The following is a 12,962-nucleotide window of genomic DNA, read 5'->3' as shown; positions in this document are numbered from 1 at the left end:
GCTGCAGCGAACGAAGGCCGTACTTCGATTCTCGCGACGGTGGCCTTTTTTTCGTCTTGATGGCCTACTACATCGTTCGAGCCCTGCGCGAAGAACTTGTCGGTGCAGTCGGTTCCCGGGAACTCCCCCTGTTCTACGGCATTACCTTCGGTGTGATGCTGCTGCTGACCCCGGTGTTCGGTGCTCTGGTGGCACGTTTCTCGCGCAAACGCCTGATCGGCTACAGCTACAGCTTCTTCGTCGCGTGCATGGTCGCCTTCGTGCCGGCCTTCGTGATGCAGGATCGCATTGGCGCGCGCTTGCTGGGCTCGGTTTTCTACGTATGGCTGAGCGTATTCAACCTGTTCGTGGTGTCTCTCTTCTGGAGCCTCATGGCGGACATTTTCCAGAGCGTGCAGGCTCGCCGCGTGTTTCCCACCATCGCGCTGGGCGGCATGGCCGGTGCCATCTGCGGGCCGGGGCTGGGAAAGCTGATGCTGGGAGTGATGGGCACGCCGCCGTTGCTCATCGTGTCGGCGATGGCGCTGACGGTTGCGCTGGGGTTGTTGCTCATCCTCTCCACCAGCCACGACTATCGTGCTCCAGGAGGGCAGGACGAGGCTATCGGCGGATCGCTATGGGCGGGCATCAAGGAGCTGTGGACGCGGCCATTCCTGCGCTACATGGCCGTGCTGATGGTGCTTGGTGACGGTATCGGTACGCTCGCCTATGCGCTGATGGCCGATTACACCAACGTCCATTTTCCTGATCGCGAGGCGCGTACCAATTTCTATTACAACCTGGACCTGGCGACCAATACCCTGGGGGTGCTGCTGCAGCTGACGGTGACGCGCTGGCTGCTGGTACGAAAAGGCGCCGGGTGGGCGCTGGTGACGGCCTCGCTGGTCAACCTGGTGTTGCTGCTGCTGGTGGCGCTGCTGGGTGTCGGCAAGATCGTCCTGTTCGGCATCGCTACCGCGCCCATGCTGGCGGTGATGATGGTGGGGTCGCGCGGTTTTGCCTATGGCATGACCAAGCCCGCCACCGACGCGCTGTATACCCGCGTGCCTCGCGAGACGCGCTACAAGGGCAAGAACTTCGTGGAGACGGCCATTTGGCGCTTCGGCGACCTGGTCGTGACGAGTGGCGTGAGGCTGCTGGGGGGACTGGGCGTTGCCGCCACTGGCATGGCCGCCATTGGCGCGGGCGTTTCGGTGCTTGCCACGTGGGTTTCTGCGCGCGCAGCCCACTCGCCCGACCTCCTGCCCGAGGCGCAGGCCGATGAAAGGCAAGCATCAGGACAGCCCGATGCCGCCGGTGTCTGAGCGCTGTTGGCTCAGCTGGTGATGTAACGCTGCAGCTGCTCGATCTGCTCCGCCTGGGCGTCGATCACTTCCTTCACCAGGTCGCCGATCGAAATGACGCCGACCACACGATCGCCGCTGACCACGGGCAGATGGCGGATCCGGCTGTCGGTGCACAGGCGCATGCAGTCGAACACGTCGGTGTCCGGCCCCACGGTGAGCGCCGGGCTGCTCATGATCTCCGAGACCGCGGTCTGCGCGGAGGAGCGGCCCTGCAGGATCACCTTCCGGGCGTAGTCACGCTCGGAGACGATGCCAACCAACCGTTCGCCACGCATCACCAGCAGCGCGCCAACGCGGCGCTCCGCCATGTGCTTGATCGCTTCAAGTACGGGCGCGTCCGGTGCGATGCTGAAGATGTCGGTGCCCTTGCCTTCCAGCAAATGCTTGACCTGTCGCATGCTTGAACCTCCCAGGAGGCCGCCATTGGGCCGCATGGGAAGAGTCTAGCGCTGCCGCGTGGACGCGGTGTTGGCCCGGCGTGAAGCGCGAGCCGCTGGCCCTTCAGGATCGTGCGCGGGGCGGGCGTTTTTCTTCGATGAAGTAGAGCGGTCGCTGCTTGCTCTCGGCATAGTTGCGGCCCAGGTATTCGCCGATCACACCCAGGGCCAGCATCTGCACACCGCCCATGAACAGGATCACCACCATCAGCGACGGGTAGCCGTGCACCTGGTCGCCGAGCAGCAGGGCCTTGCCGAACACCCAGATGCCATAGACGAAGGCCAGCACCGACGCCATCACGCCGACCCAGGTGGCGAGCCGCAGCGGTGCGGTGGAGAACGAAGTGAAGCCTTCGATGGCCAGTTGCAGCAGGCGCCAGTAGTTCCACTTGGTGGTGCCAGCCTGGCGCGGCTCGCGCAGGTAGTAGACGGCCGTCTGTCGATAGCCGATCCAGGTGAACAGGCCCTTCATGAAGCGCTGGCGCTCGCGCAGCTGGCGCAGGGCATCCAGGGCACGGCGAGTGAGCAGGCGGAAGTCGCCGGTATCGCGGGGCACGCGGGTGTCCGACACGCGCTCCATGCTGCGATAGAACAGGGCGGAGGTGAACTTCTTGAACCCGGTCTCACCCTCGCGCGCGGTGCGCGTGGCGTAGACGACATCGAAACCCTCGTGCCAGCGTTCGACCAGCGAGGGGATCAGCTCCGGTGGATCCTGCAGGTCCGCGTCGATCACCACGGCCGCATCGGCATCGACATGGTCCAGGCCGGCGGTAAGGGCGGCCTCCTTGCCGAAGTTGCGCGAGAGCTTGAGCCCGCCGGTGCGGCCGTCGCGCGCCGCCAGTTCCTCGATCAACTGCCAGGTTGTGTCGCTGCTGCCGTCGTCGATGTAGAGCACATCGCAGTCCAGCGGAAGCTCGTCCAGCACGCGGCCCAGTCGGGCGTGGAAGACCTCCAGCACGGCAGCTTCGTTGTAGGCGGGCACGACGACGGTAAGGCGTGGCATGGTGGAGGCAAGAGATCCTGGACGGTCGGCGAATGCTAGTGCACGTGCGCCCCGGCGGCGAGCATCAACGGTGACGCGGGTCACGCGACGGGGCCCTGCTCTGCAGATAGGCCGGGCCGCCGAGCTGCGCCATCTGTTGCTGGATCCAGTTCGCACGGCTTTGCACATAGGCCGTGGGGCGATCGGCGTGGAAGCGCCGGGGGCTGGGTAGCACCGCGGCCAGCCGTGCCGCCTGGGCCGCGCTGAGCCGCGCCGGCGGCACGTGGAAAAACGCATCGCTGGCCGCGCCCACGCCGTAGACGCCGTCGCCCAGCTCCGCGATGTTCATGTACACCTCAAGGATGCGCTGCTTGGGCCAGGTCAGCTCGATCAGCACCGTGAAATACGCCTCCAGTCCCTTGCGGACGAAGCTGCGCCCGTTCCACAGGAACAGGTTCTTGGCGGTCTGCTGGCTGATGGTGCTGGCGCCGCGCAGCCGCCGACCCTCGTCGGCGGCATCGACCGCGTCCTGGATGGAGTCGAAATCGAAACCGTGGTGGAACGGGAATTTTTGGTCCTCGCCGGCAACCATCGCCAGCGGCACATACGGTGGCACCTGGCTCCAGGGCACCCAGCGGTGCTGCAGGTGGAAATCTTTCTCGCCGTGAATGAGCGCGCCTGCCTGGCGCTCCATCATCACGGCCGACGTCCACGGCGGCACAAAGCGCAGCACCAGCACGACCAGCCAGCTGAGCGCCAGCCAGGCCATGACAACCAGTACGAAGGAGCGGAGCAGGCGGGCGGCGAGCGGGCGTCGTGAAGTCATAGCAGCGCAAGGGCGGAATTGGCGGCAGTATAGGGGCGCCGCTCCCCATGCGCCGTGGGTCGTTGTGACCGCATGCGGGCGCCCCCATTTAGGGCAATTGCTCTTGAGAGGTTTTTTCCGTGGAAACCGTGCTTGTCGAAGATGTGCTGCATCGCTTCATGCTCGAGCGCGCCGGCGTGCGCGGCGTGCTCGTTCGTCTTGGTCCGGCCTGGCGTGAAGTCGCTGGCCGCTCCGCTTATCCCGGCCTGCTGCGCTCCGTGCTCGGCCAGACCCTGGCCGCCAGCGCGCTGCTGACAGGCAACATCAAGCTGCAAGGCGCGCTGTCGGTGGAGCTGAAGACCAGCGGGCCGCTGCGCCTGCTGTTCGCTGAATGCACCGACCAGGGCCGCCTGCGTGGCCTGGCCCGCTGGACCGATCCGCTGCCGACCACGCTGGATCTGGCGGCGCTGCCGGATGCCATCATGGCGATCACCATCGGCAACGCCGAGCGCGGCCAGCGCTACCAGGGCCTGGTCGACCTGCAGCATCCGGATCTCGCTTCGGCGCTGGAAAACTACTTTGCCCAGTCTGAGCAGCTGCCGGCGCGCATCGTGCTGGCGGCCGACGGCGAGCATGCCGTGGGACTAATGCTGCAGAAGCTGCCGGGCGAGGGCGGCCATGACGCCGTGGAGGACGAGGATGCCTGGACACGCATCCAGCACCTCACCGCGACGCTGGGCCAGGAGGAACTCCTTTCCACGCCGCCGGAGCAGCTGCTCTATCGCCTCTACCACGAGGAGTCGGTGCGCCTGTTCGAGCCGCGTCCGCTGGCCTTCGGCTGCAGCTGCACGCGCGAGCGCGTCGAGGCGGTGCTGCGCTCGCTGGGGCGTGACGAAGTGGAAGCGGCGCTGGAAGCGCGCGAAGGCGAGATCGAGGTGATCTGCGAGTTCTGCGCGCAGCGCTACACCTTTGATCGCGTCGATGCCGAGCACCTGCTCAGCGTCAGCCCGACCGCCAGCGCGCCGCATACGGCGCAGTAAGCGTCGAGTCGCGAAACCAAAAAAACGGCGCCCTACAGGCGCCGTTTTTTGGTTCGTCATTCCCGCGAAGGTCGGAATCCAGTGGCTGCCGCGTAGGGTTGTCGCGACATGGTCGGCGCCCGTGGCGTCAAGGCGACAACCGATTCTTGCCGTTACTGGATTCCGGCCCTTGCCCCCTTTTCGGGGTACGCCGGAATGACGAGTAGGGAGCTGGGCTACTCAAGGCAGCGCGAAATGATGTTCGCGCTGCAGCCACACCTCAGCCATCTTGGGCGTGGCGAACAGAAAACCCTGCCCATAGCGGCAGCCAATGCGCTGCAGGGCCTCGCGCTGCTCCTCGTCCTCGATGCCCTCGGCGATGACCTGCATCTGCAACGAGTTGGCCAGCGCCTGGATGGCGCGCACCACGGCAGCGCCATGACCACCCTCGCGCGGCAGCTCGACGATGAAAGAGCGGTCGATCTTCAGCGTCTCGATGGGGTACTGGTGCAGGTAGCTCAGCGACGAGTAGCCGGTGCCGAAATCGTCCAGCGCGATGCTCACGCCATGGCTGCGCAGGTTGTCGAGCATGCGCTTCACCTGCGTGGCGTTCTCCAGCAGGGCGCGCTCGGTCACCTCGATGCGCAGGCAGCGCGGCGGCACGTGGTGCGACTCGATGAGGTCGAGCAGGCGTTTGTCCAGGTCCAGCGAGCGGAAGTGGCGGCCTGACACATTGATGCTGACGAAGCCATCGCTGCCGGCCAGGGCTTCGGCCTGGGCGCAGACCTGGTCGAAAATCTGCCAGTCGATGCTTTCCGCACAGCCGCTCTCCTCGGCCACCGCGAGGAAATCGCCTGGGGTAAGCAGGCCGCGATCCGGATGGCGCCAGCGCAGCAGCGCTTCGTAACCCACGGTGCGACCGGTCTGCAACGCCACGATGGGCTGGTAGAACGGCACGAATTCGTTGCGACTCAGCGCACGGCGCAGGTCGCCTTCCATTTCCAGCAGGGACAGGGCTTCGCGGCGCAGGCGGTCGTCGAACACCGCCGCGCGGTGGCGGCCCTCGTCCTTGGCGCGATACATGGCCGCGTCAGCGTCGCGCAGCAGCTCTTCCGGCCGCTGGTAGTGCGGGCTGGGCAGGGCAATGCCGATCGAGGCGGAGGTGAAGATCTCTTTCGCGCCCAGGCGGAAGGGCGTCTGCAGCTCGTCGATGATGCGCTCGGCGATGAGCATGGCCATCTTCGGGTCTGTGATGCCTTCGGCCAGCACCGCGAATTCATCGCCGCCCAGGCGCGCCACCACGTCCCGGGTCTTGAGGCAGGCGCGGATGCGCCCGCCGACCTGGAACAACAGATCGTCGCCCACCAGGTGGCCGACGGAGTCGTTGATGACCTTGAAGCGATCCAGGTCGATGAACAACACCGCAAACAGTTCCTGCGTATCGCTGTGATAACGCTGCAGTGCCTGCTCCAGGCGTTGCAGCAACAGGGTGCGGTTGGGCAGGCCGGTCAACGAATCGTGCAGGGTTTCGTATTTGAGGCGGCGCTCCACGCGCTCGCGTTCGGCGATCTGTTCGCGCAGGTCGCGGTTGGCCAGCGCCAGTGCGCGGGTGCGTTCGGTGACGCGGCGCTCCAGGCTCGCATAGGCCTGTTTCAGCGATTCGGTGGTGTGCTTGCGCTGCAAGGCGTTGGCCACGTGGTAGCCGACGAAGGTCAGCAATTCCTGGTCGCGGACATCGTAGGTGTGTTCCGGCGAGTAGCTTTGCACCGCCAACACGCCCATGGCGCGGTCGCCCCAGACCAGCGGCACGCCCAGCCAACAAAGCGAGCGGGAGCCGCGATGAGTAATCTCGCCCATCTGCTGCAGCCGGTCGAATTCCGCCGGGTCGGCCAGCAGCGGCTTGGCGTGGCGCAGCACGTACTCGGTCACGCCGCGGCCGTGCGCGCGCGGAAGGCGCACGGTGTCGAACTCGTCGACGGAGTAGGGGAAGCTGAGCGTCTTCTGCTCTTCGTCCAGCAGCGCAATGTAGAAGTTGCGCGCATACAGCAGGCCGCCGATGACGCGGTGCACGGCGGCATAGAAGTTGTCGATGCCTTCGGAGGCGTTGGCCAACTCGGCGATGCGGAACAGCGCGGCCTGCAGGCGTTCGCCGCGCTGGCGCTGCAGCACCTGCTGGCGCAGCACGCGGTTGGCTTCGCGCAATGCCGCGGTACGGCTGGATACGCGGCGCTCAAGTTCCTCATGCGCCTCGCGTCGTTCCAGTGCGGTCTGCACGTGCTTGGCGACGTAACTGAGCAGCTCGCGGTCGTGCTCGCTGTAGTGGGTGTCCTCGCGATAGCTCTGCATCACGATGCCGCCCACGACACGGCCGTCGCGCAACAGGGGAACGCCCAGCCAGTGCTCGCACACCGGGCCGAGCAGCACGAAGCGCCCCTTGAACTGCTCGGTCAGCTCGGCCACCGAACCCATGATCGCCTGCCCGCTCTGCAAGAGGTTCCAGGTCAGGCTGTAACGCATGTCCTGCAGCAGCACCGCCTCGTCGGGCGAGGGCGGCTCTTTGTCCATCGTGTCGACGTAGTACGGGAAGCGCACCGTATCCGTGGGGGCATCGTAGAGCGCGATGTAGAAGTTCTCTGCGTACATCAGGCTGCCGAGAATGGCGTGCAGCGAGTGCATCATCTCGGTCATGTTGTGCTCGGCGCCCGCCTGGTCGGCGATGGCGTAGAGCGCGCGCTGCAACCGCTCGGCCAGAGCAAGGCGGGAAATGGCCTCGTAAAGGCGCGAGGTCTCGGCGAGCTGGCGCAGGCGGCAGGCGACCAGCCGGCCGATCCATGAGAGGTTTTCTCTCATGGGGTCTGAGATCGTGCCGGTGGGCAGGGCCAGTACCAGCGAGCGCAGCCCCTGGGGGTCTTCGGCCAGATCCAGCTGGGTCAGCTCCGCGCTGGGCGGTTCCGTATCGCCCAGCAGGCGCCAGTGCAGGCGGCCGTCCACGCCCAGGTCGCGCAACATGGCCTCACAGATTTCCGCCACGCTGGCCGCATCGGCCGCGCGGAACAGGCGCTCCACCGCGGCATGCATGGCAACGACGGCGCTGTCGGCCGGGCAGGCGGTCATATGGCTGGAAAGGACCGGGGTCATCAGGCGCAGGACGAATCCGTACGTTGTCGACAGGAGAGGACTATATATCGCCTCCATTCAGCTTTGTCGCTGACCCGATGAACCGGGAACCTATTCGGCGCCCTGATGTCAAAAATTTGTGATGCGGGTCTTTTGGGCATGTGTCACAAAGCCGGATTTTGGGTGTTAGCAAAAAGTAAAATGTGGTATCGTTAGGCCTAACTCGTCTCTGGGAGGGGGCGAATTCGTTCCGGTCCAATGGTACCGCGGGGGTATTCGCGTACATGCGTCGTCTGTTCTTTTCATTGCCACTGTTGCTCATGCCGTTCGTCGCGGCAGGGCAGACTGCGGCCAATGATTCGTACAGCGCCGCCGGGCGCCTGCTCTCGCAGGCACCGGACCAGACCTCCCAGGCCGGCGCGAGCAATGGCGTGCCGCTGTGGCGTGGCGCCGATGGCCGCTGGCTGGCGCTGCAGTCCAGCAGCCAGTCGCTGACATCCGCGCAGCGCGCGGATGCACCGCTGCAGTTCCGCGCGCTGGACTCCGCCACGGTGCAGTCCTCCGATATCAAGTACGGCATCGCTCCCAATGTGCAGGCGCACCTGGGTGTGAGCGAACACAGCTGGGCGAACAACCAGGCGCCGCGCATCGTGGGCAGCGAAGTGGGTGCCACGTACAGCGACGGTCGCTACTCGGTGGGCCTGAGCCTTGGCACGGACAACGTCCAGGGCGCCGCCACGCTGCCGCGCCTTCTGCCGGGTGCGATGCCAGGCGTGAACGGCCTGTCCGGTTTCGACAGCAGCACGCAGGTGAATGCGCGTGGCCGCGTGGCGCTGGACAGCAAGAGCGGTATCGACCTCGGCGCGAGCGTTGGCCGCGTGCGCCTGCTTCCTGGCAACCTGCTGGGCGTCAATTCGCTCGACCAGAAGGCCGTGAGCTTCGGCGTTGACCGTGGTCCGCTGAGTGGCAGCATCGTCGGCCGCACCATGGCACCGGAAGCAGGCATCCCGGGGGCGGGCTACGCGGATCGTCGCTGGAACAGCATCGATCTTGGCGTGACCTGGCGTCTGCCGTGGCAGGGTGAGCTGAGCATCGGCGCGCAGAACCTGTGGTCGTCGGGCAACGGCGTGAATACGCCCGCCGGTCCCGAGCCTGACCAGTCGCGCACGCCATACGTGCAGTACCACCAGGATCTCTGACTTTCGCCGTCGGTCGCTGACCGGACAGGCAAAGAAAAACGCCGGGCATCGCCCGGCGTTTTCGTTGGTGCACCGGATGGCGGTCAATCCTGCCGGCGGATACGCAGGTCCCCGCTGAACGTCTCGATGTTCATCTTGCCCGCCCCACTGCCAGCGGTCGTCCTCAGCTCGCTGCCGGGGCCGTGGTCACCCTTCTTCACGGCGCCGAAGTCGCTGCGCAGGTCGCCGCTGAAGGTGCTGGCCTTGATGATGGCGGAGAGGTTGGATGGCACCTGCACCTGCACGTCACCGCTCATGCTGTCGACGTCGAAGGTACCGTTGGAAGCCAGGCCGCCTCCAAGCTGCACGTCACCGGAGACAGTGCTCAGGTTGAGCTTGTGCCACGGGCCGCCGCTGACCCGGATGCGTCCGGAGACGGTCTGCAGGTCCGCCTCGGCGCCAACGTTGGGGGCCAGGATGTCGCCGCTGACCGTCTGCAGCGATACCTTCTCCGCGCTGCCGGCGAGCTCAATGCTGCCGCTGACGGCATTCGCGTCGATGTTCGGCGAGCGTGCGTTGATGCGCGCCTTGCCACTGACCGCGTTGACCTTGATGGTGCCGCCGTCGATGCCATCGATGTTCATCGGCGCGCTGACCACGTCGATGTCCAGCGAAGCGCCGCGGGGCACACGGACATCCAGCGTGGTGGCACCCATCGACGTATCGCTGCCGAAGTTGAGCCAACCGGATTTGCCCTGCGATTCGACCTTGATGGTCATGCTGCCGTTGCTGCCTTCGATGGCGAGCGGCTTGGCGCCATCGCCGAGGCGGCCGGTGACCTGCACCTGGTTGCGATCCCAGGCGCTCACGGTGACTTCGCCCTTGATGTTGCTGATGCTAACGCGGGCGTTGGGCAAGGCCTCGTGGCTGAGGTTGATGGGCGTATCGGCCAGGGCCTGGCCGATCGACAGGCTGAGCAGGAGTGGAATGAAGCGTGCGGTTTTCATGGTGAAGGCTCCGCTGGACTCAACCAGCCTGGTGTTCCATCTGTCGCAGTTGTGCCTGTTGCTTTTGCGTACGGTTCAACAGTCGTTGCAGCGCCGGTGAGTGCGGTGCCTGCTCGATCGCCTGCCGCAGCTCCATGTTGGCGGCATCGAGTTCCACGGCCGCGCCGGCAAGGCGCGGATCGTTCGGGCGCCAGCGTCCCGCCTCCGGTATCACCGTGGCGCTGGCGTTGGCCAGCGTGCGGTCGCGCAGGTGCACGGCCAGGCTGCCGGCGAACAGGGACAACCCGACAAAGCTTGCTGCGATCAGCCAGTTCTGCGGCTGCCGCGCGGCTCGCCGGGGTGCAGGCGTCTTGGTTGTCGCCTCGGCGGCATCCAGCGCGGCATCGATGCCGGACCACAGGTCGCGGCGTGGCGCGACCGGTTCGCGCAGGGCGCGTGTCTGGCGGAGCCATTCAAATTCGTTCATGAGCGTTCTCCCAATACTTTCCGCAGCAGGCCACGGGCGCGATGCAGCTGCGCCTTGGACGAACCCACTGCCATGCCGAGTTCGGCACCGATTTCCTCGTGTCGCCAGCCTTCCACGTCGTGCAGTACCAGCACGGCGCGTGCCCGCGGCGGCAGCTTGCCGATGGCGCGTTCCAGTTCGTCGCGCTCGGCAGCACAGAAGGGCGTTTCGCCGCGGTCGGGGAGGTCGTCCTCATCCATCATGGTGACGGGGTCGGAGCCGCGCGAGCGGATGTCCATCAGGGCGACATTCACTGCCAGGCGATAAAGCCATGTGCCAAAGGCGCTGTCGCCACGAAAGCCGGACAGCTTCTGCCAGGCACGCACGAAGGCTTCCTGCGTGAGGTCTTCGGCCCGGGCGTGGTCATAACCGGCCAGGCGGAACACGGCGCCGTAGACGCGATCCACATGGGCGCGATACAGGCGTTGAAACGCCAGGCGATCGCCGGCCGCCGCCGCGTGGACGTCGTCCATGTCGTTGGGATCCGCGGCGGGCGCTGGCGGCGGCATCGTGGGTCCGGTGGCGGGGCAGGCTGCGATCATCTTGCCAGCTTGGATGCGCCACCGCGCGGCAAGGTTTAGAGGGGAATCGCAGAAAACCCCGCCGGTCCGACGGACCGGCGGGGCGAGGCGGGCGTCAGGAGGCGACGGCCGCGCGCGGCGTCACCGCCGCATCGTTCAGCGCCTTGGCGACGCGTTGCTGTTCGGCGTGCAGTTCGTTCGGCATGCGGCTGCCGAAGCTGTCGAGGTACTCGCCGATGGCAGCCAGTTCGGTGCTCCAGCCGGCGTTGTCGACATGGAGCAGGGCATCGACCGTGGCGCGGTCCAGGCCGAGGTCGTCGAGCTTGAGCTCATTGGCCTTGGGCAGGGTGCCGATGGGCGTTTGGTCGCCCTCGACGCGGCCTTCCACGCGATCGATCATCCACTGCAGCACGCGCAGGTTGTCGCCGAAGCCCGGCCACATGAAGCGGCCGTCGTCGCCCTTGCGGAACCAATTGACGTGGAAGATCTTCGGCAGTTTCGCGCCCGGCTTGTCGAAGGACAGCCAGTGGCGGAAGTAGTCGCCGTAGTGGTAACCGGCGAACGGCTTCATGGCCATGGAGTCGCGGCGCAGTACGCCGACCGCACCGGTGGCGGCAGCGGTGGTTTCCGAACCCATGGCGGCGCCGACGAGCACGCCGTGCTTCCAGTCCTTCGCTTCGAACACCAGCGGGATCAGCGACGGACGGCGGCCGCCGAACACGATGGCGCTGACCGGCACGCCCTGCGCGTCTTCCGCGCGCGGCGACCAGGTCGGGCACTGCTTCGCGCTCACGGTGAAGCGTGAATTGGGGTGCGCGGCCGGACCATTGGCCGGATCGTACGGACGACCCTGCCAGTCGGTGACCGGGGTGCCCGGCAGGCCTTCCCACCAAGGCTGATTGTCGGCGGTGACGGCGACATTGGTGAAGATGGTGTCGCGCGCGATGGTCGACAGCGCATTCGGGTTGGTGGCATCGCTGGTGCCCGGCGCCACGCCGAAATAGCCGGCTTCCGGGTTGATGGCGTACAGACGGCCATCCGCGCCAGGGCGCATCCAGCAGATGTCGTCACCCACGGTCCACACCTTCCAGCCGTCCTTGCGGTAGCCCTCCGGCGGAATGAGCATGGCGAGGTTGGTCTTGCCGCAGGCCGACGGGAATGCCGCGGCAACGTAATGCGTTTCGCCCTGCGGATTCTCGATGCCGACGATGAGCATGTGCTCGGCCAGCCAGCCTTCGGACTTCGCCTGGTAGCTGGCGATGCGCAGCGCGTGGCACTTCTTGCCGAGCAGTGCGTTGCCGCCGTAGCCGGAGCCGTACGACTTGATGGTCAGCTCCTCGGGGAAATGCATGATGAAGCGGCGTTCCGGATCGAGCTCGCCGGTGGAGTGCAGGCCCTTCACGAAGGTGCCTTCGCGCTCGATGCGTGCCTGCGCGGCAGCGCCCATGCGCGTCATCGTGCGCATGTTCGCCACGACGTACGGGCTGTCGGTGATCTCCACGCCGCAACGGGCCAGCGGCGAGTCGATGGGGCCCATGCAGTACGGAATGACGTACATGGTGCGGCCTTCCATGCAGCCGTCGAACAGGGCGTCGATCTTGGCGTGCGCGTCGGGCGGGGCCATCCAGTGATTGTTCGGGCCGGCGTCGTCCTGCTCCTTGGTGCAGACGAAGGTGAGGTGTTCGACGCGGGCCACGTCAGAGGGGCTCGACCGGTGCAGGTAGCAGCCCGGATGGGTCTGCTGGTTGAGCTCGATCAGGTCGCCGGTCTGCAGCATGTGCTGCACCAGCTGCTGGTACTCGGCATCAGAACCGTCGCACCAATGGATCTTCGCGGGGCGGGTCAGCGCCGCGACTTCATCCACCCAGCGCTGCAGCGCTTCCAGCTTGCTCGACATCGTTTCCTCGCTCTGGTCTTGAGGCAAAAAAGAGTAGAAACGGTAACTTACGAACACTGGCATGACAAGTGAGGATGCAGCAAAAAGCAACTGGGCGCACCCCAAAACCGTTGCCGGACTGGACAGTTACAGATGTAACAGCAGACCA

General features: G+C 66.0%; 11 protein-coding genes. 3 read left to right on the top strand and 8 right to left on the bottom strand.

Annotated features, from left to right (window positions below):
- The first annotated feature begins 59 nt into the window (after positions 1-59).
- Positions 60-1,304 carry an NTP/NDP exchange transporter gene (locus HY57_RS19480; RefSeq protein WP_038580123.1) on the top strand — a complete coding sequence of 415 codons (1,245 nt, stop codon included), beginning with the start codon at positions 60-62 and terminating at the stop codon, positions 1,302-1,304.
- Positions 1,305-1,315: 11 nt separating this feature from the next.
- Here HY57_RS19480 and HY57_RS19475 read toward each other — a convergent pair whose 3' ends face one another.
- From HY57_RS19475 to mtgA, 3 genes are all read right to left on the bottom strand, one after another.
- The gene (locus HY57_RS19475) at positions 1,316-1,744 is read right to left on the bottom strand and encodes a CBS domain-containing protein (RefSeq protein ID WP_019467106.1); all 429 of its coding nucleotides are present in this window, start codon (positions 1,742-1,744) and stop codon (positions 1,316-1,318) included.
- A 103-nt stretch (positions 1,745-1,847) separates the two neighbouring features.
- The gene (locus tag HY57_RS19470; RefSeq protein WP_019467107.1) at positions 1,848-2,786 is read right to left on the bottom strand and encodes a glycosyltransferase family 2 protein; all 939 of its coding nucleotides are present in this window, start codon (positions 2,784-2,786) and stop codon (positions 1,848-1,850) included.
- A 64-nt stretch (positions 2,787-2,850) separates the two neighbouring features.
- Positions 2,851-3,591 carry a monofunctional biosynthetic peptidoglycan transglycosylase gene (gene mtgA, locus HY57_RS19465; protein ID WP_019467108.1) on the bottom strand — a complete coding sequence of 247 codons (741 nt, stop codon included), beginning with the start codon at positions 3,589-3,591 and terminating at the stop codon, positions 2,851-2,853.
- A gap of 119 nt (positions 3,592-3,710) precedes the next feature.
- On the opposite strand from mtgA, the gene HY57_RS19460 reads away from it, so the two are divergent.
- The gene (locus HY57_RS19460; RefSeq protein ID WP_019467109.1) at positions 3,711-4,610 is read left to right on the top strand and encodes an Hsp33 family molecular chaperone HslO; all 900 of its coding nucleotides are present in this window, start codon (positions 3,711-3,713) and stop codon (positions 4,608-4,610) included.
- A 219-nt stretch (positions 4,611-4,829) separates the two neighbouring features.
- On the opposite strand, the gene HY57_RS19455 is transcribed toward HY57_RS19460, so the two are convergent.
- Positions 4,830-7,727 (bottom strand): EAL domain-containing protein, encoded by a 2,898-nt coding sequence (locus HY57_RS19455; protein ID WP_019467110.1) that lies wholly within the window; start codon positions 7,725-7,727, stop codon positions 4,830-4,832.
- A 263-nt stretch (positions 7,728-7,990) separates the two neighbouring features.
- On the opposite strand from HY57_RS19455, the gene HY57_RS19450 reads away from it, so the two are divergent.
- Entirely contained in the window at positions 7,991-8,905 is a 915-nt protein-coding gene (locus HY57_RS19450; protein WP_026034247.1) for a hypothetical protein, read from the top strand.
- A gap of 83 nt (positions 8,906-8,988) precedes the next feature.
- Here HY57_RS19450 and HY57_RS19445 read toward each other — a convergent pair whose 3' ends face one another.
- The 4 genes from HY57_RS19445 to HY57_RS19430 form a co-directional block, all read right to left on the bottom strand.
- A complete protein-coding gene (locus HY57_RS19445; protein WP_019467112.1) occupies positions 8,989-9,891 on the bottom strand; it encodes a DUF4097 family beta strand repeat-containing protein in 903 nt (300 codons plus the stop codon).
- Positions 9,892-9,910: 19 nt separating this feature from the next.
- Complete coding sequence (locus HY57_RS19440) at positions 9,911-10,357, bottom strand: hypothetical protein (protein ID WP_019467113.1); 447 nt, start codon at positions 10,355-10,357, stop codon at positions 9,911-9,913.
- Complete coding sequence (locus tag HY57_RS19435) at positions 10,354-10,905, bottom strand: RNA polymerase sigma factor (protein ID WP_019467114.1); 552 nt, start codon at positions 10,903-10,905, stop codon at positions 10,354-10,356. The genes HY57_RS19440 and HY57_RS19435 overlap by 4 nt, the downstream gene beginning before the upstream one ends.
- A 127-nt stretch (positions 10,906-11,032) precedes the next feature.
- Complete coding sequence (locus HY57_RS19430; protein WP_081500738.1) at positions 11,033-12,877, bottom strand: phosphoenolpyruvate carboxykinase (GTP); 1,845 nt, start codon at positions 12,875-12,877, stop codon at positions 11,033-11,035.
- Between the last annotated feature and the right edge of the window lie 85 nt (positions 12,878-12,962).

Origin of the sequence: Dyella japonica A8 (assembly GCF_000725385.1) — a bacterium.
Classification (GTDB): Bacteria; Pseudomonadota; Gammaproteobacteria; order Xanthomonadales; family Rhodanobacteraceae; genus Dyella; species Dyella japonica_C.
This window is presented reverse-complemented; position numbering and strand designations above follow the sequence as displayed.

Coding starts and splice junctions, on each gene's coding strand:
- HY57_RS19480 (WP_038580123.1), top strand. CDS start 60: ATGGCCTACTACATCGTTCGAGCCCTGCGCGAAGAACTTGTCGGTGCA.
- HY57_RS19475 (WP_019467106.1), bottom strand. CDS start 1,744: ATGCGACAGGTCAAGCATTTGCTGGAAGGCAAGGGCACCGACATCTTC.
- HY57_RS19470 (WP_019467107.1), bottom strand. CDS start 2,786: ATGCCACGCCTTACCGTCGTCGTGCCCGCCTACAACGAAGCTGCCGTG.
- mtgA (WP_019467108.1), bottom strand. CDS start 3,591: ATGACTTCACGACGCCCGCTCGCCGCCCGCCTGCTCCGCTCCTTCGTA.
- HY57_RS19455 (WP_019467110.1), bottom strand. CDS start 7,727: ATGACCCCGGTCCTTTCCAGCCATATGACCGCCTGCCCGGCCGACAGC.
- HY57_RS19450 (WP_026034247.1), top strand. CDS start 7,991: ATGCGTCGTCTGTTCTTTTCATTGCCACTGTTGCTCATGCCGTTCGTC.
- HY57_RS19445 (WP_019467112.1), bottom strand. CDS start 9,891: ATGAAAACCGCACGCTTCATTCCACTCCTGCTCAGCCTGTCGATCGGC.
- HY57_RS19440 (WP_019467113.1), bottom strand. CDS start 10,357: ATGAACGAATTTGAATGGCTCCGCCAGACACGCGCCCTGCGCGAACCG.
- HY57_RS19435 (WP_019467114.1), bottom strand. CDS start 10,905: ATGCCGCCGCCAGCGCCCGCCGCGGATCCCAACGACATGGACGACGTC.
- HY57_RS19430 (WP_081500738.1), bottom strand. CDS start 12,877: ATGCCAGTGTTCGTAAGTTACCGTTTCTACTCTTTTTTGCCTCAAGAC.